At 38.7% G+C, this 16,899-nt stretch carries 23 protein-coding genes; 9 read left to right on the forward strand and 14 right to left on the reverse strand.

Features of this window, described 5'->3' with window-relative positions:
- The first annotated feature begins 264 nt into the window (after window positions 1-264).
- Complete coding sequence (locus QMG93_RS28350) at window positions 265-981, forward strand: DUF6426 family protein (RefSeq protein WP_251607681.1); 717 nt, start codon at window positions 265-267, stop codon at window positions 979-981.
- A gap of 70 nt (window positions 982-1,051) precedes the next feature.
- Here the strand turns inward: QMG93_RS28350 and QMG93_RS28355 are convergent, their stop codons facing one another.
- Both QMG93_RS28355 and QMG93_RS28360 read right to left on the reverse strand, forming a co-directional pair.
- A complete protein-coding gene (locus QMG93_RS28355) occupies window positions 1,052-1,552 on the reverse strand; it encodes a hypothetical protein (protein WP_281942565.1) in 501 nt (166 codons plus the stop codon).
- 751 nt (window positions 1,553-2,303) lie between these two features.
- On the reverse strand, window positions 2,304-2,987 hold the full coding sequence (locus QMG93_RS28360; RefSeq protein ID WP_281942567.1) for a hypothetical protein: 684 nt from the start codon (window positions 2,985-2,987) through the stop codon (window positions 2,304-2,306).
- 201 nt (window positions 2,988-3,188) lie between these two features.
- Between QMG93_RS28360 and QMG93_RS28365 the strand changes: the two genes are divergently transcribed.
- From QMG93_RS28365 to QMG93_RS28400, 8 genes are all read left to right on the forward strand, one after another.
- A complete protein-coding gene (locus QMG93_RS28365) occupies window positions 3,189-4,316 on the forward strand; it encodes an HNH endonuclease (RefSeq protein ID WP_281942569.1) in 1,128 nt (375 codons plus the stop codon).
- 20 nt (window positions 4,317-4,336) lie between these two features.
- Complete coding sequence (locus QMG93_RS28370; RefSeq protein ID WP_281942570.1) at window positions 4,337-4,654, forward strand: nucleoside triphosphate pyrophosphohydrolase; 318 nt, start codon at window positions 4,337-4,339, stop codon at window positions 4,652-4,654.
- A gap of 274 nt (window positions 4,655-4,928) precedes the next feature.
- The gene (locus QMG93_RS28375; protein ID WP_281942572.1) at window positions 4,929-5,741 is read left to right on the forward strand and encodes a hypothetical protein; all 813 of its coding nucleotides are present in this window, start codon (window positions 4,929-4,931) and stop codon (window positions 5,739-5,741) included.
- Window positions 5,742-5,764: 23 nt separating this feature from the next.
- Entirely contained in the window at window positions 5,765-6,229 is a 465-nt protein-coding gene (locus QMG93_RS28380) for a hypothetical protein (protein ID WP_281942574.1), read from the forward strand.
- A gap of 259 nt (window positions 6,230-6,488) precedes the next feature.
- Window positions 6,489-6,776 (forward strand): helix-turn-helix domain-containing protein, encoded by a 288-nt coding sequence (locus QMG93_RS28385; protein ID WP_281942576.1) that lies wholly within the window; start codon window positions 6,489-6,491, stop codon window positions 6,774-6,776.
- Window positions 6,777-6,812: 36 nt separating this feature from the next.
- A complete protein-coding gene (locus QMG93_RS28390; RefSeq protein WP_281942578.1) occupies window positions 6,813-7,106 on the forward strand; it encodes a hypothetical protein in 294 nt (97 codons plus the stop codon).
- Window positions 7,107-7,232: 126 nt separating this feature from the next.
- A complete protein-coding gene (locus tag QMG93_RS28395) occupies window positions 7,233-7,367 on the forward strand; it encodes a hypothetical protein (RefSeq protein WP_281942580.1) in 135 nt (44 codons plus the stop codon).
- Window positions 7,357-7,521, forward strand: coding sequence for a hypothetical protein (locus QMG93_RS28400; protein WP_281942582.1), 165 nt, complete (start codon window positions 7,357-7,359; stop codon window positions 7,519-7,521). Before QMG93_RS28395 ends, QMG93_RS28400 begins: the two co-directional genes overlap by 11 nt.
- 133 nt (window positions 7,522-7,654) lie before the next feature.
- On the opposite strand, the gene QMG93_RS28405 is transcribed toward QMG93_RS28400, so the two are convergent.
- From QMG93_RS28405 to QMG93_RS28460, 12 genes are all read right to left on the reverse strand, one after another.
- The gene (locus tag QMG93_RS28405) at window positions 7,655-7,840 is read right to left on the reverse strand and encodes a hypothetical protein (RefSeq protein ID WP_281942584.1); all 186 of its coding nucleotides are present in this window, start codon (window positions 7,838-7,840) and stop codon (window positions 7,655-7,657) included.
- Window positions 7,841-7,941: 101 nt separating this feature from the next.
- Entirely contained in the window at window positions 7,942-8,469 is a 528-nt protein-coding gene (locus QMG93_RS28410; protein WP_281942587.1) for a hypothetical protein, read from the reverse strand.
- Window positions 8,470-8,519: 50 nt separating this feature from the next.
- On the reverse strand, window positions 8,520-8,717 hold the full coding sequence (locus tag QMG93_RS28415) for a hypothetical protein (protein WP_281942589.1): 198 nt from the start codon (window positions 8,715-8,717) through the stop codon (window positions 8,520-8,522).
- 43 nt (window positions 8,718-8,760) lie between these two features.
- The gene (locus QMG93_RS28420) at window positions 8,761-9,480 is read right to left on the reverse strand and encodes a hypothetical protein (RefSeq protein WP_281942590.1); all 720 of its coding nucleotides are present in this window, start codon (window positions 9,478-9,480) and stop codon (window positions 8,761-8,763) included.
- Window positions 9,481-9,538: 58 nt separating this feature from the next.
- Window positions 9,539-10,609 carry a DUF4238 domain-containing protein gene (locus QMG93_RS28425; protein WP_281942592.1) on the reverse strand — a complete coding sequence of 357 codons (1,071 nt, stop codon included), beginning with the start codon at window positions 10,607-10,609 and terminating at the stop codon, window positions 9,539-9,541.
- 75 nt (window positions 10,610-10,684) lie between these two features.
- Entirely contained in the window at window positions 10,685-11,314 is a 630-nt protein-coding gene (locus QMG93_RS28430) for a hypothetical protein (RefSeq protein ID WP_281942595.1), read from the reverse strand.
- A 39-nt stretch (window positions 11,315-11,353) separates the two neighbouring features.
- Complete coding sequence (locus QMG93_RS28435) at window positions 11,354-11,695, reverse strand: low molecular weight protein tyrosine phosphatase family protein (RefSeq protein ID WP_281942597.1); 342 nt, start codon at window positions 11,693-11,695, stop codon at window positions 11,354-11,356.
- A gap of 25 nt (window positions 11,696-11,720) precedes the next feature.
- Complete coding sequence (locus QMG93_RS28440) at window positions 11,721-12,308, reverse strand: DUF2634 domain-containing protein (protein WP_281942599.1); 588 nt, start codon at window positions 12,306-12,308, stop codon at window positions 11,721-11,723.
- Window positions 12,309-12,412: 104 nt separating this feature from the next.
- The gene (locus tag QMG93_RS28445; protein ID WP_281942601.1) at window positions 12,413-12,913 is read right to left on the reverse strand and encodes a YbjN domain-containing protein; all 501 of its coding nucleotides are present in this window, start codon (window positions 12,911-12,913) and stop codon (window positions 12,413-12,415) included.
- Between the two features lie 469 nt (window positions 12,914-13,382).
- Window positions 13,383-14,909 carry a 23S rRNA (uracil(1939)-C(5))-methyltransferase RlmD gene (gene rlmD, locus QMG93_RS28450; protein ID WP_281942602.1) on the reverse strand — a complete coding sequence of 509 codons (1,527 nt, stop codon included), beginning with the start codon at window positions 14,907-14,909 and terminating at the stop codon, window positions 13,383-13,385.
- Window positions 14,893-15,882, reverse strand: coding sequence for a diacylglycerol kinase (locus QMG93_RS28455; protein WP_281942604.1), 990 nt, complete (start codon window positions 15,880-15,882; stop codon window positions 14,893-14,895). The genes rlmD and QMG93_RS28455 overlap by 17 nt, the downstream gene beginning before the upstream one ends.
- 77 nt (window positions 15,883-15,959) lie before the next feature.
- The gene (locus QMG93_RS28460; RefSeq protein ID WP_281942606.1) at window positions 15,960-16,814 is read right to left on the reverse strand and encodes a sirohydrochlorin chelatase; all 855 of its coding nucleotides are present in this window, start codon (window positions 16,812-16,814) and stop codon (window positions 15,960-15,962) included.
- Window positions 16,815-16,899 lie beyond the last annotated feature (85 nt).

Consider the following 16,899-nt stretch of genomic DNA (forward strand, 5'->3'; position numbering starts at 1 on the left):
TTGACGGCTGTTTCAACATCTGAAAATCTCTTAAAGGCGGAAGGGGTTATGAAACTAACATTTTGCAATGTACCCACCCAGTAGAGCGAAGAGCCAACATATTACGATTCATCCTTTTATCAGGTAAAGAAAACTTTATTTTACTTTATATGAGATTTATTGTATTATATTTCCATATCAAAAGATTTGGGGTGATATATGTTCTAAACTAGGAATTGGAATTTTAGTTTCACTCAAAATCTACGAAATTTAGGAGGTAGAAAAATGAAAAAATTGTTCTTGAAATCAGTTTTAGCTCTTACAGTTATCGTTTCAGTGATCCCAGCTTCCGCAAATGCTACTGAATCAACACAGATAGTTGCAGCAAACTCAGCCACTGTCCCATGCATAAAAGCCGAAGGCAAAGTATCCTACGAAACTGATGCTAATGGCATCACCAAGGAGATTACTGAGATAAGTAACACTCAGGAGTATGCTAAAGCTTACAATCTTGATTTACCATCTCCAAACGCAAAAATTGTCCATGTCAGAACTGTTTCTGATAGTGAAAAAACTAATTTAAACAGTGCAAACGCTGATAAGATTTCAACTCAGGGGATAGGGGATTACTATCTTAAAAACGTTCAGGGGCCGCGTAGAGGTTGTGGCATACATCCTTTAAGACGTGATAACTTAGTTTATCCTGGGGGCAAGATGTCTTTCACTGAATCTGTGGCAACATCTATTACTGGAACTGTCACAGTAAGCGCAGAAATAGTAAGTGCTGCTGTCGGTTTCAATGTAACGCAAACATTTACTGTGACCGATGAACAAAACGTTACGATACCCCCCGCTTATTCTCGTGCCGAGGTTACTGCTTACGCTAACCTAGATATTTGGCAATATGATATTTATAAAAAGGGGTGGTTCTCGGATAGTTACGAAGGCTATGGTGCTGTATCCAAGCCAGTAGGCGTTTGTTTTAATATTGTTTACTCTTAATTTATCTTGATTCAATAAAAAAAGAAGCCTGATAATGAAAGGCTTCTTTTTTATGAGTTAACCAAACATTTCATGATAAATCTAATGGGATTTCTTCTTTCTTACTAACCCCTTCGTTGTTAACCCATTCAATTTCTAGATAATAACTTACAGGTTCTTGATTCTTATCCGTTTCTTGAATAGGTCCCTCAATAGATCCAATCTTAAGGTTTTCAAGTAAATTAATATTTCCATTGTTTGATGTTTTTAACCCTTCTAAAACTAGTTTCTCATTCTTCTCCCCACGCTTTTCATAAAATGAGTATTTAAAATAATTTGAATCTTTAATTTCATTTAAATTACCCAAATACGTTAACATTCCGCTTCCACGTTGGATGGATGTATCGGTCTTAACTATGGCATAATTGTCCAACTTCCAATGTTCTCCTCGCCCACTCAAAAAAGAAACTTTTAAAGTTGGTTGTCCTTGAGCATAACCATTTTGAACATCTTTGTTAAAATACATAAATAGGGTGATAACATTAGTGATAACCAACAGAATAAGTAAACTTTGACTGAGATATTTTTTCATTCAATGTTCTCTCCTTTATTTGATATAATAGGAAAGTTCTAGCATTAACATTCACTCACTAATTGTTATTTATTCTCATTATTGAAGAATATAACTTTTTTGATGTCTCTTTGTCAAATATTCTTCTTTATTATATCCCCAAACTCAATTAGATTACGGCATACAAAACATAAATTGCATATTTTAATTAAGACTAGTTTAAATGATAAGGATATGATTATTGCTTTATATTTATCTAGTGATATTAATGAGCATATTGAAAAAGTGTACGAAATCGAAGAAAAATTGGGATTCAAATTAATTTAGTGAAGAAAATTTTACCAAATTATACCGATTAGTTGGGGAGACATACAGAGATGATTTAATTGAACTGATGATTAATTATTTGGTAAAAGTGAAGATTATGATTCGGCAGATTATCGTTATGATGACATGGTAAAAATATGTTTAAATGATTTTAACAAAGAACAGACATTAAAATTACTAGATGTAATGAATACTAATTCACAGATTTGGAGGAGAAAAAAGTATGACTCATCTAAAGATAGGATAAGAATGCACTGTCAAAATGTTTTAGGTGAAGGATATGATTACTCTGAATATAGTAATTTAAATCTTTAAATTTCAACCAAGCCTAGTTAGCTTTATAAGATGAGTGCACTTTGAGTACCTTTTTCGGATAGAAGAAGATAAAAAAAGATAGACATTGAGCCAATTATTAAGGCTACTATGTCTATCTTTACATGAATCACTATTTACTTAAAGACGTGATGGATGGCAGCTGATTTACAAAATAGCCAACTACGGCAGCTAAAATAACTCCACCTAATATATATGCTCTTATATTCGATCTTATCTTATTCCGTTCAATACCGTCACCAAACTCAAATGAAGCGACTGGAAATAAGTATTCTCTAAATTTATCAAAACCCATAATTACCAAAAACATAGAAGGGAATATTGCCCATACAGTCGAAGTGTCAAGATATTGTATAAAAGGTAAACTAACCAATAAGTAGAATAGTAAAGCGCTGGACATATTAATTAAGAAATTAGTTTTTCCTATAAAATCATACCATCGTCCTAGGCTCATTAAAAAACCTTCAATTTGTGCTGAAAAATGATCAACGTCCCTTTCCTCTCCGCTAACCCTATAATTGAGAGAACGTACACCCTCAGATGAAAATCTAACAGATACATGAATATCATTATGATATGGAGTGCGCACTTCAATAGTTTTATATTGCTTCTCTTTTCTATTAGGGTATTTTAACAAATCCTCCAAATTCGAAAATTTTATTTGAGTACCTTCAATACAATCAATCTCATATGTGATCTCATCGGAAACTTTGTTTAAAATCGTCTCCAATTCCCTTAACTTTCTTTCATTTAATAAAAATGTATTTCTAAAATCTTTCGTTTTTGATGTTTTCATAATATCCTCCATGACAAAACATATAACCATGTAAGCATAGTTATATTACCATAATTGAACATTACGGAGAATAATATTTTAAAAAATAAAATCCGCATTTCATATTAAATAGAAGGGAAAGAATCTGTAGAGTACTATGGTTGGATAATAAAAGGACACATTAAAAAAGTGTCCTAAGTAATGCTATCGGAGGATAATTGCATGCAATGTGCTAAAAATTTGAACCCCTCTTTAGACGTTTGGGTTCTATTTTCTGTTTTTTTCTACCTTTTTCGACTTCTGTCTTATGAAAGATGTGGTATAATTTTACTATTAAGACAATTCGAAAACCAAGACTATAGAGGGAAAGATATGACATTCCTTGAGAAATGGCTTTATATCATCCGCAACTGTTCGTTTGATAACAGTTATAAAGCAGCGTGGGCCAAGGCAATCACCGAAATTGCAGTTGAATATGATTTTCACGAGCCAATTGGAAGCACAATGAAAATCGGGCTTGAAGACATTGCTAAGAAGGTGATTAGATACTACTTCGAGCAAACGATCTTTTTTGATTTAAAGCAAAGCCCCAACCCTAATAAACCGCCGAAGATCGTATCCTTAGTAAAGGAGTTAATTGCTGAGTACCAGACAGTAACTCAAAGCGCTCAACCGGTTAAATGGTTTCGGTCTAACATTGAGGTAATTTGTAAAATACAGTACGAAAAGACGGTAAAGCAAGTGAAAACCGCTTTAAAGGCTGACGTAAGTTACCGCTTTCTGACTGTTGAAGGAAAATTGGTTGACGATGTTTACAATTATGAACGGAACGCGGATTTCTTATATATAGCTGCTGATAATATGAGGGAACTGAAAGAGAATAGTTTAATCGTATTTGACGCGATCAATTACAGATGGTCGCAAATGCTTGAAAATTTCAATCATTCGCCGCGCATATGCAAGAAGGTAAAGATTATTGATGAAGATAAAGTCAGACGCAAACCGTTGACTAAATTTTTTCAGCTTATTGCTGCAGAAAATCCAGACCATATTTGTTTTCATTGTGGGAAGAAAATCATCGATGAGACTCCCGCTATTGACCATGTAATTCCTTGGTCGTATTTATATAGCGATGATTTATGGAATTTGGTTTATTCTCACCAAGCCTGTAACTCGAGCAAATCAAATGTCATTCCAAGCGAAGGAACGATACAGAGATTGGAAGAAAGAAATTCAAGGTTGCTCGCCATTCTTATGATCCAGGGACAAAACAATAAACATATTTCAGAACTTGAAATGGCTATTAATAACGGGTTAGTCAGAAAATTTTGGATCTCATGTCAAGGTTAATCCCGGAAGGAGAACGTAGGATGATCGTTTATAACAAGCTGGTACGTGACAAGATACCACGGATAATTGAAGCGTCAGGGAAACAAGCTGAAATTAGATTTTTGGATGACGCGGAATACATTAAAATGTTGAATACTAAGCTTCAAGAGGAGCTTGATGAATTTATCAAGGCTGAGGAAGCTGAGAAAATAACGGAATTGGCTGATTTGGTTGAGGTTGTTTGTGCAATATTGGAGTATAAGGGAATCAGTAACGAGGAGTTTGAACGAATAAGGCAGGAGAAGAAAGAGAAGCGCGGCGGATTTGGGGACAGGATACTGCTTGTTAAAGTTGAGTAGCCATTAAGGTTTTACATGGAAAGAGGATCATTTTTCTATTGCAGTGGTATTGGGTTATCTTGGGCTATAAAAGTGGTATGTCAACTATTATGTATAAAATAGCTAGCTTTAATCGTCGTACTAATTATTATATTAGACAGGAGAAAGATTAGTTGACCATTTATTAAAAAAATTCAGAGAAATACTCTATAATCCATGGGTCTTACCACTTTGCTATCTGTATTGGATATTTATTTCATTAAAATCCGAATTGATTTTATATCTAAGCCTTTTGATGTATGTTATCTATTTGATTGCAAAGTCTAACGAAAAGTTGCTTGGAAAAAATGTAAAGAAAGAGAAATTAAAAAATATATTTATTATATTTATTTTATTGATGCCTTCAATTATAAAAGTAAGTTTTGTTTTTGTTTGGGGCTTGTTTTATTTACTAAGAAATTATGATTCAATATTTGAAGAAATTGTCTGTTCGGCAAAATATAACACTTTTGAAGAAGGAATTAACAAGAACTTTTATCTTTTTATAACGTTTTTTGTTTATTTAGTAACTACTATAGAAGTATTAATCCCAATCATCAATATGTATTATTATGGAAACCTTTCGTCGATTATAGATGCACTTTTTAGCATGTATTTTATATTTATTATTTCATTTTTTATTTTTTGGTTGCTTGTTTCAATATCTGTATATTTAGTTAAATCAACTCTGGTAATAAATGGAGGTCAAAGTGATATTTTCAAAACTGTAATTGCTTATTTATGTATTATAGCTTCGTTCTTGATTATTCCAGATTTCCTCTATTCAATAATTTATTCCGCGACAATGACACTAACTGGTGATAAGCATGGTTATCTTCAGATGTTTTATTTTGCATTTATGCTTCATCATCAAGTTCCAATGAATGACTATTACATGAATATACAAGATAAGATTCAACATAACTTTGCATACGGTTTAGTAAGTGGTCTACATGTTCTAACTGTTAAGATAGTGGATGGGACTATTATTGCAGCGATAATTGTTACATTATTTTCTGATAAAGTTTTGAAACTTATAAGTATTCGACAAGGAAAGAAAATAAAATAACGAAGCCATAGAGGAAAGATATAATGACTACTATTTTGAGTAGTAACTCGATAGCGTTTTTAAAATCAGTTATTTACGACGAATTGGATGGCCAATTTATGATGCTATTATACGAAGATAGTATGGTCAAAACTACTTTTAATGAAGATCTTATTAGTGCTTTGATACCGAATAAAAGATTGGTTTCATTCCCTTTAAGGAGAGATGTGATTATGTGGGAGGCTTATAAGACCAAGGAAGAGTTTAAAGATAATTGTCCGTGTTGGTATCAAATATTAGATTTTGTAAAGGGCATAGAAGATACTGATACTAGATGGTATTTTGATATATGCTACAATCATTATCCTGAAAGAAGGTATACAACGATATTCAAATCATATATCACCGAGGAATATAAAGACTATATTCTCAGTGTTGAAGCTAATTTTAATGAAAAACTGAGAAAATATGATTTTAGAATCGTGAAGAAAGTGGATAATTTAAGATAATAAAACCGTTTCAAGATAAAATACTAGTTTTATGAGGGAGAGATGATAAACAAATGTTCTTTTATATTATCCTTATAATATTTACTCTTTATCTTGCTACCATGGTAAATAAAATTGCAAGAAAAGGAAAAATGTCAATGCGATCAGCATATCTTTTTTATACTCTATTTTTTGTTGTTGTTTTGTACTCAGTTGGTGGTGTCATATTCAGTAAATAACAAGATAAAAACTGACTTTCATCATGAAATGAGGAATTAACATGAAGACGTTTGCTAAGAATTTAAGAAAAGTTAGGACTAGGAAGGGATTGACTCAAATTCAACTTGCAGAACGTCTTCGTGTAAATAATGCAACTATTTCAAAGTGGGAATCCGGTAATTATGAGCCGAATTTAGATCAGTTAGTTTCGATTTCAAAAGAGTTGGATGTGTCCATTGACTGGTTACTTAGTTATGAAGATAAACTTGATCAAGTTATTGATGAATATATATTAAGTGATGAAGATCTAACACTAATTAGGCAGCTTGCAAGCAGGTTATCTAAATGAAAGTACACTTTCATACAAAAATGGAGGGTTGTAAATATGGATGCATTTGAATTGCGAACGTACAATACCGTTGATGCAAATGGTATATATGCTGTTGGGGGAAATAAGGAAAAATCCAAACTACCAATGATCTTTAGTATTTGTGGAGACTTTACTGCCTACAAAGAAATTGATATCGGCAAAACTGTTCGTTTCGTGGTAGATGGGTTTGATGAAGATGTTGAGCTTTTGGAAGTATCGAAAGAAAAGATAACCATTTCTACTTCGCATGAAATAGGTAGAAAATTAATCGCAGCAGGAATATGTCTGTATGAAAGGTCAATTTTATAGGGAGGGGGTAAGGTCTATGAAAAAGTATCAATTACACTCATTGAGACCTAAAATCGATGGTTACGCACATCCTGAACCTGAAGGCGAAGAAGTTAGAAAATGCTTAGAGGTCAGGAATAGTGGGCAATGAAGTCGATAAGAATTTATGGAGCTTTTGTTGTTTGTGAACGCAAACCAGAGGATTTTCCAGAGTATGGCCTATGGTGGGTGGATATTGATGATTTGATTGCTATGTCAGAAGGTAAATCTCATGAAACCTAATACAAGAAAAGAACGACTTGAATGGATTAAATATAGAAAAGGCATTGATTATGTAATGTCTATGTATGCTTTAACAGATAGAGAAGTAAAAGAATGGTTCGAACGTGTGTATTCATTATATAAGGATTTACCTGAATATCAAAATATACATTAGGACCCAACTTGTCTCGTCTATCAATCGGAGATTCGAATCACTTGGGACTGTGCTTGCGGCAATGCTATTGTTGACGAAGATGATCCAGAACTCGAAAGAAGACAAGAGTATAACCGATGAAATATCAGTTTTATCATATAAATTTAATCCAAGAATAAAAAGAAACTAAAAATAAACCAATGGAAATATACTTAGCCACACTCCTCGGTATAACCGCTGAAAGTAGCCAACCAATAATACCTGCCCCAAACGCAAATCCAAAAAGTAAAAACAAAGGACGAGCAGATATCCCTAATTCAACACCGTCAAAAGGATTCATTGTTGTTTTACCTCACCATTCTAAAATAATTTTAAAAAAGATAAAATCTCAATTTTATTTAAAACGAATATATGCTCAATGACAAAGAATAGATAAACGAGTTATACAGGAATTCTTAGCATTAGAAATTCTTTATTAACTCCGTGTTTCCCGTAATTTACAAAGTCGAACTGCTGATAATATTCTACCAGCTGCTTAGTTTCAGAATAGAGAGAAAGAGGAAGTTCAATTTCTCTGGACAAAGTGATAAATTCATCCATAATTTTGGAACCATGACCTTTTTCAATAGAATGCAAGTCTACAATTTCAATTAACTCATTGTAATTCTTTAAAATACTCTTAGTTGCTTTTTTTATAGAGGTACAATACCTACAAGTAGCCGCGCTCTTTAAATCCTGATTAAGCAACATAAAAACACCATCTGCCCTTTGGAATAAGTAGAATTCTTTTCCTGACATCTTGAGCAGCCATCTCAAATAGAGTTTTTGTTTCTTATTATCAACAAGGTTATTCTCTAGTAAGTATTTCAAGGAATTTCTTGTATTTGTTGAGCCTATTTTTGCATGTTCAATGTCAAAGTTCTTCACTAATTCTAAGAATGCTTTGTGTGCTAGTTCTGATTGATTCATGTTTTTGATCCTCCAAGTTTATTATTATGTATTCTGACAAAACGATTTTATTAAGATTGAACTTCCTCAAGAAAACTAACTTTTGAACACTCTAAATTGGTAAATTCGTTATATCCTCTATCTTCTAATTTCTTTCTGGCTTCATAAACAATCTTTTCTCTTTCAGTTTCACAATCTTTATCGGTTGTTACAATGACACCAATTTCAATCTCTGAATCAATATTAAAGTAAACATTATACCTTTTCATTACTCATTCACTCCCAATAAAAGATTCATATCATTTTGAAATATCATGAGAAATTTTTATTAAAACAATCATCGGATTCACATTTAATTTTGTACCATTGATAACCATATTCAGTTATATTTGATTGAATCAATAATCTATTGCCACAGCGAATACAAGCAAATTCGTTTCGACTTCCTCTTTTATACTCTGCCAGACATGTCTCTGCATGCTCTACCTCATTAATTATAAACTTAAGATCCTGATCACTTATGTTGAAAGGTTTCATGTCACCTCTTCTTGCATCAATTGTACGAGAGAAAGCTCCAAATCCGCCAACAAGTTCGTGGTGATGAGTGCTGATCAGCCCACCGCCTCTTTCAAACAACTTGATCATCGGATCATAAATATCGGGGAACTGTAATGCAATCAAGTTACTGTTATCAAGCAGAGAACACCATCTTAAATAGTGGATGCTAAATAATTTCATAAGCATAATATCAATTTCTTTAAAGTGAGGAAATGTTATTATGAAATTGTCCCATTCATTTTCATCCATTTTATAACCAATCAACATATCCATTCCTACATAAATACTTGTGGCTTCCTTTGATAGAAACTGCAAAAAAACACCAACTCTTCGATAATACTCAGCAATTAATATAGAGTCTGCTTCATATTCTCCTTCAGATCTTACCTCTTCATATCTTTTTTTTGAAATCCCAATGTATAGATTGGGGTCGATACTCTTTATTCTCTCAACAGCCTCTTTGTAATAACTCATAAAACTTCCCCCGATTTAGTGTTCATGTCCAAATGAAAGACTCGTTTTATGCTAAATCCTAGTCATCAGTGTTTAAAAACAATTCTCTTTCCGTCATGTCAAGTAGTTCTTGATTCCTAATGTGTGTCATTTTATTTCCAAGTTCATATCTTTTTGCTTTTTTCAACTCTCTAATAAAGGATAAATTTAATCTTATCCTCGTATCGCTAATAAATGTGTGTATTAGAGAGCTTCCTTTCATTTCTACTGACCCATATTCGAATACATTTGATAAGGATTCTTTTCTGAAGCTCGAACCTTTATCTTTCAATTCCTGAATAAGGATCTCAGTAAAAAATTCATTGAAATATAAATTTTTGTAAGCATTTGCATACTGTAACAGATTTAAAGACATCACATCTTTCGTGTTGGTAATGTTAATATAACAATCTTTTTTATTCCCTACACCATAAACATTTGTATCATAAAAAACAAAAGACAGCCAAGGATTCAAAGGAAAGAATATTTGCAGTCCCTTGACAGCGTAGCCAGTAATGCCACCAAATGCTTTTCTTCTCTCTAAAAATTGATTATATAATACCACAGGTTGATCAGAAGTAATGAAAGGAACATCTGTTCTATTTACTAGAAGTTTAAATTCTAAATCAAACAATACGGGGATTGATTCCACTGCAAATCGTATTGACACCAACGGTGCATTATCTCCCCATCCGACTACCACCTGATCAAGAAAATCTTTAACTCGCGAGTCATATTTAAAAATTTCTTTAAAAATTTTATCGGCTGTTTCGTTCTGAGTATCAGCAGATTGCTCTGTTCTAGCTGACAAAATCATTATAAATATAAGCATAACTATATGCTCTTCAGAAAACCGAGGAGGAAGCACACCTGTTTCGCAAATATTTCTAAAAAGTTTAGCAGTTTCAGCTTCTATTGCTGCCAAAGTGTCTTCGACTGCAAGATCTTCGCCATAAAAGTACTCTTTTGAAGCCTGTTTTTGAAGATTACCTCTATCAATGTATTTATCACTAGGAATATTATAAATCCCTAGTGTTTTCCCTAAGAAACTATTAGAAAAATATTTCAAATAAAACCTCGGTACAAAATGCTGATTTTTCTTTACAGACATATGTTCATCTTCCTCACTAATTCATCTATAAAAGCAATCAGTTTTGTATAACAACTTCACCATAAAAGAATTGTTTTATCGTCGATTTCCCTGAACAATATGATTCATTTTCTTAATGAAATTTCTTCGATAAACCGTATCTTTATCCCTTTGATTTAAAATTGAAACATAATCTTCATAGTCCTCAAATAAAGCATATGTAAATTTTTCAACATCAACGCGAATACAATTATTCTCAATCCTTTCCACCATACTATCTTGATCAATAGTCAACTGTGAATTAGACTGTGTTTGAGCTTGGTGTAAGATACCACAGCGTATATGTTTATAAAATGTCTTTGCAGTATCTTGCGAAAAATGATCTCTAAAAAAATAACTTTGTTTAAAGAATTCAACGAATGCTGCTTGATTCGCTCCTCTATAGTTGCTTTCTGTTGTATCGATACCTTTTTTAAATTGTCTCATGGTCTCAATAAGTAAACAATTCAGCGCCATTACACTAAAACTATAATCAATTATTCCAAAATTAGCTCTCAATTTATCGAGCTGATCTTGGATTATTAGTAAGAACCGATTTTCGATTCGATCTTTAAGTATGTCAATAGCTTGTCTCCAAGTTTCATCATTACTGTCTAACCGGAGATTTAAATCAATATAATCGCTAACTTGATATCTAGGAGAAATATATATTGCGTGATTAAACATTTCAGTTGATCCTCCATGAAAGTATTATTTCATCTGTATTCACTCAGGAACATCAATGTACTCCGACACTCTAGATTGAAGAATTTCAATAAGATCTTCATCCATATACTGATAATCATCAGGAACATCTAAACAGATTAATTTCTTATTCAAGAGTTCATTATTAAATTTATCCCTCAACCTGCGCACATGCTTCTTCTCCATTACAAAGATAATATCTGCCCAACCAACATGACCGCTTGTAACTTTAATTCGTGCACTATCTTCTGTTCCAGCAGATCTAACAACATAACCGTTGATTCCATGAAATATCTTTTCTGCTGTCAAACTACGCCACTTGTTTCTGCTACAAACAAAAAGTAACTTAATCTTCTTCACCATCCATACTTCTTATGAAATATTTGTTTCATTTGCAATCATTCATCTTTTTTAAATCAAGGAGAACCACATCAATGTCAACAATATTATTTCTCCCTTTTAGACCTAATCCTAATTGAATATAATTTTTGTTCCTATGCTTTTTAATATAATGAATTTCTCTGATGCTATCCTTAAAATTAGTAATAATATCACTTGCGTTAGTTTGAGAAAAACCTTGAAATTCTTCATCTGATTTGACATCAGTAAATAAGTAAGTAATTCCATATTTATCAGAGTAAATCTCGTACTTATCCTTTTCAGTATTAACAAACTTTTGCAAATGCATTTTAAAACAGTCAAACCCACTCACCATTTTAAAATTACCATTTTCCATCACAAAATCCTTAGTGCCTTCAAAATCAAAAAATATATCTTTTCCGTAATCATCGATCCTTCTCAAATCCTCATTTTGGTTTCTCAATGGTGCTTCTGGTATCCATTGATATTCATACTTCGCTCGTCTTTCTAGAAACTTGTTTTTTAGATAATCCCATATACCTTTTATTACAATACCTAAAACTATAGATATTACACTAAGAATGACCTTATTTAGAAATTCAGCATCTATGTTCATTTAATAGTACTCCTATGAAATTGTTGTTTTATTTTGCACGCAAGTTAATAAGGAGCTGATTTAAAAATGTCATCTCCCCATCATCGATAAAATTTAGTTTCTTATTACTTTCTCTCCGACTTTTCAAGTGCTTCTTGTGGAGAAGCTCCAGCATATACAATGGCCGCGATTCCTTGAAAATACTCATCTAAACAGAGATAGTTTCTAATCAAATGGTGCTTAATTGTATCCTCTGAAGGAGCAGATTCTTCAACCCAGATGAGTGAAGTCCTGCTTCGCACCTCTCCTCTTTCCCAATGCAATTCAAATGTGACAGCAGACAACCCATAGTTAGCCAGATGGAGAAATTGACTTATTGCTTCTTTCTTTTCTTCAGGTATCGTAATTGGTACTTTGAAATAAAAATCAATCCGCTGTGGGTGTCGAATGTCGAAAAATCCTTCATATGTTCCATGTTCACATTTAATCGGCTGAGCAACTAGAAGTTTCCCATCTCTATGCTCGGTGTAATTCCAGTTATCAATGTTTAAGTATTTTTTTAATTCATCGCTTAAAACTGACAATACAATCATCTCCCATATGAATCCATTTTTATGATCAATCACACAATAATGTAGAATCCTTGGTGAATTTTAACTATATCATAACAAACCATAATAATAGTCGCTACTAATCCAAAGCATACTCATTACCGAGATTATCCTTCGCGCTTCCTTTTTTAACTTTATAGAGCAATCATTTGTGGAGAACTGATTATCGATTACTTTTATAGGATCTTGATTATTTCAACACCAACTTGATTCTTGATTAAGAATTCCGTTTTATTACAAATTGTTAGGTGAGAGTATAATAGCAGCCGTTAATGTTCGTATTAGTTATGCAAAAAAAGAACCTCCTTTTTTAGGAAGTTCTTCATATAAATATTTCAGTTTGTTAACTTCAATCCTCCCGATATATCCTTACCACGCACTCCACATGCCTTGTGCATGAAAGGAATATATATTCCCGCACTCGACCCCTGCTTAATTTATTGTATGCAGGAACATACTGTCATTGATCTCCATCCGATCTGTATCAATGTTTTTCCTCCCGATATATCCTTACCACGCACTCCACATGCACCGTATGCGGGAACATATCCACCGGCTGCACCTCCACCGTGCGGTACCCGCCATCCTCCAGCACGCGCAGGTCGCGCGTCAGCGTCGACGGGTTGCACGAGACGTACACCACGCGCTCCGGCCGCATCGCGAGGATCGTCTCCAGCAGCGCGGCGTCGCAGCCTTTGCGCGGCGGGTCGACGACGATCACGTCAGGCGCGATGCCCTGACGCTTCCACTCGGGGATGACGACCTCCGCGCCGCCGACCTCGAACCGCACGTTACGGATGTCGTTCACCAGCGCGTTGCGCTTCGCGTCCTCGATCGCCTCCGGGACGATCTCGACGCCGTACACCTCGCGGGCCTTCTGCGCGAGGAAGAGCGAGATCGTGCCGATGCCGCAGTAGGCATCGATTACGGTCTCTTCGCCGCTCAGCCCGGCGTAATCCAGCGCCTTCCGGTACAGCACCTCGGTCTGAACCGGATTGACCTGGTAGAACGAGCGCGCCGAGATCGCGAAGCGGACATCTCCGATCGTATCGTAGATGACCTCGCTGCCCCAGAGCACCCGCGTCTCGTCGCCGAAGATCACATTCGTCTGCTGCCGGTTGACGTTCTGGCAGATGCTCCGTACGTCCGGAATCGCCTCGCGGATCAGCCCGACCAGCTCATCGCGGTGCGGAATGTCGCGGCCGTTCGTCACGAGCACGACCATAATCTCGCCCGTATTGAAGCCGTAGCGGGCGATGACGTGGCGCAGCAGCCCTTTGCCCGTCTCCTCGTTGTACGGCCGGATGCCGAGCTCGCCGGCGATCCGTTTGACCGCCGCGACGACGGCATCGTTGTTCTCGTGCTGGATCAGGCACGCCTCCATGTCGATAATCCGGTGGCTACCCTGCGCATAGAAGCCGCCGATTAAGCCGCCCTCTTCGCCCGCGGCGAGGCCGATCGGCACCTGCGCCTTATTGCGGTACCGCCACGGTTCGCTCATGCCGAGCGTCGGATGCACCACGATGCCCGCAACCGTCGCACCACCACTCCCGGCCCCCTCGCCCGCATCCGCCACATCTACGCGTATCTCGGCTACGCCGCTCTCCGCCTTGGCTCCGGCCACCCGCAGCTTCCCGATCCGCTCCAGATTGTCGACGACAAGCTGGCGCTTCCAGCGAAGCTGCGCGTCGTAGCTCAGGTGCTGGAGCTGGCAGCCGCCACACTGCTTGTAGATCGGACAGGGCGCGTCGATGCGGTCCGGGCTCGCTTCAATTATCTCCAGCAGCTTGGCGTAGCCGTACTGCTTCTTCACCTTGAGCACCTTCGCCCGTACTTTTTCGCCGGGCAGGGCGCCCTGAATAAAAAGGGTAAAGCCGTTCACACGGCCTACCCCTTCTCCGTCATGCCCCAAGCCGACAATGTCGGCGATATATTCTTCGTTCTTCGCGACGGGCAGGCCGCTGAGATCGGCAGCGGGCGCGCCCGGGCGTCGTTTATTCTTCCTGTTCATGTTCGTCCACTCCGGGTCTCGTTTTCCATGGCAGCTTCATCAGGTTGATCGGGGGCGACTTATATGTCGACTGACCCGTCTCATCGATGAAGATGTGCAGATGCTGCGGCAGGTTCGTGAAAATGCACGGCAGCGTGCCGCCCAGCTCCCCGTCCAGGTTCACCTGCACGTAATCGGGGGACGTCACTTGAATTTGCTTCGTTTGCAGGTAGATCAGGTTCGGGTCGGACAAATGCTCGCCGCGCAGCGCCAGCGAGACGACGCGGATAAATTCCGCGAGGTTGCATTTGCGCAGGATCAGCACGTCGAACAGACCGTCGCTGAGCGACGCGTCCGGCGCCAGACGCTCGAAACCGCCGACGGAGTTACTGTTCGAGATGAGGAAGAGCATCACTTCCTCGTGCATCTCCACCTCCGCCGTCTTGATATACAGCTCGATCGGGCGGAGCCGCGGCAGCTTCTCCAGCCCTTTCATATAGTAGGCCATCTGGCCGATCATCGTCTTGAGCTTGCTCGGCACCTCATAGGTCAGCTCGGTCAGCGATCCGCCACCGGCGATGTTGATGAAGTAGCGCTGGTTCACCTTCCCGACGTCGATCACGCGCGAGTGCTGGCGCACAATGACGTCCACCGCGCCTTCCCAGTTCCGCGGAATGTTCAGCGCCCGGGCAAAATCGTTCGTCGTCCCGAGCGGCAATATCCCGAGCGGCGGCCGGTTCGGCTTCTCCGCCAAGCCGTTGATTACCTCGTACAGCGTGCCGTCGCCTCCAGCCGCGATGACGATGTCGAATCCCCGTTCCACCGCCTCTGCCGCCGCGAGCGTCGCATCGCCTTCCCCAATCGTCGCATGCGTGCTCGTCTCCAGCCCGCCGCGTTCCAGCCGCTGCAATATTTCCGGCAGCCGCTTCCTCATTTCCTCCCGGCCGGAGGTCGGATTGTATATGAGCCTTGCCCGTTTGACTGGCTGTGCCATTCTCTCTCTCACCCGTTCACATAAGAAATCGTATGAAAGCATTTTTGACCATGGGTCGTTTGACCGCAAAAAAACTGCTAAATCCGCATTCGCGTTCCATCCTGCATCTTATCGACAAAAGGCTTGATCTGCCGCTCAATCCACCGGGAAATGCCGGGATGCGGCAGCAGCGCTTCTCCATTGTACCGATATGAATAACCCTGCAAACGCTCCGGGATGACCTCTTCGGTAAAATACCCCTCGCTCAGGAACAGCGGCGCCACAATGACCGTATGCTCCGGCTTGCGCTTTCGCCAATGCTCCATCCGGTCCGGAATCTGGTTCGGCAGCAGCATCGCCGAAGCCGCTTCATCGAAGCCGCCGAGCCGCTTCAAGCGCTCCGCCAGCCGCTCCAGTCCCCGCCGCCATCGCTGATGGAAGCCGTTCTCGATGCTCCCGTGGCCGACGAGCAGCACCGTTTCGCGTTCCGGGTCCGTTGACAGCGCTTTGATTTTCGCATAGACGATCTCGGCAATCACCGGGTCGTCGTCGATCGGCGTCGTCAAGTGAATGCGTGCCCGAATAGCGAACGGCTTCATGTCCGTCGGCAGCTGCGGCGCTTTCTTGGCGCCCAGCGCATAAGCGATCTCGTCGATGTGCGTGCTGCCGGACGAGACGAAGAGCGGGACGACGACGATATTCGTAACGCCGAGCGACTCCAGGTGCGTGATGCCGTCCTGGATCAGGCGTCCTTCCACAATTTCCAGAAAGGAGGAAAAGACCGGTATTTCCGTAGGGAGCCGCACGGCGCCAACCGCTTCGTCCACCAGGCGAACCCACGACTCGCTCCGGGACCCGTGACTTATCACTAATATACCGTATTTTACCACACCGTATCCCTCCCGGGTGAAAAAGATCGTGTCCCGCAGCATGGCTTCCAGCCGCACGAACACGAAAAATCCCACTCCACCGGCCCGGCGAGAAGGATTTGTTCGAGTGCTCCGTTGTAATCGAGTCCGGACGCGGTAAGAGGTAACG

This window comes from Paenibacillus tyrphae (assembly GCF_027925525.1).
Classification (GTDB): Bacteria; Bacillota; Bacilli; order Paenibacillales; family NBRC-103111; genus Paenibacillus_G; species Paenibacillus_G tyrfis_B.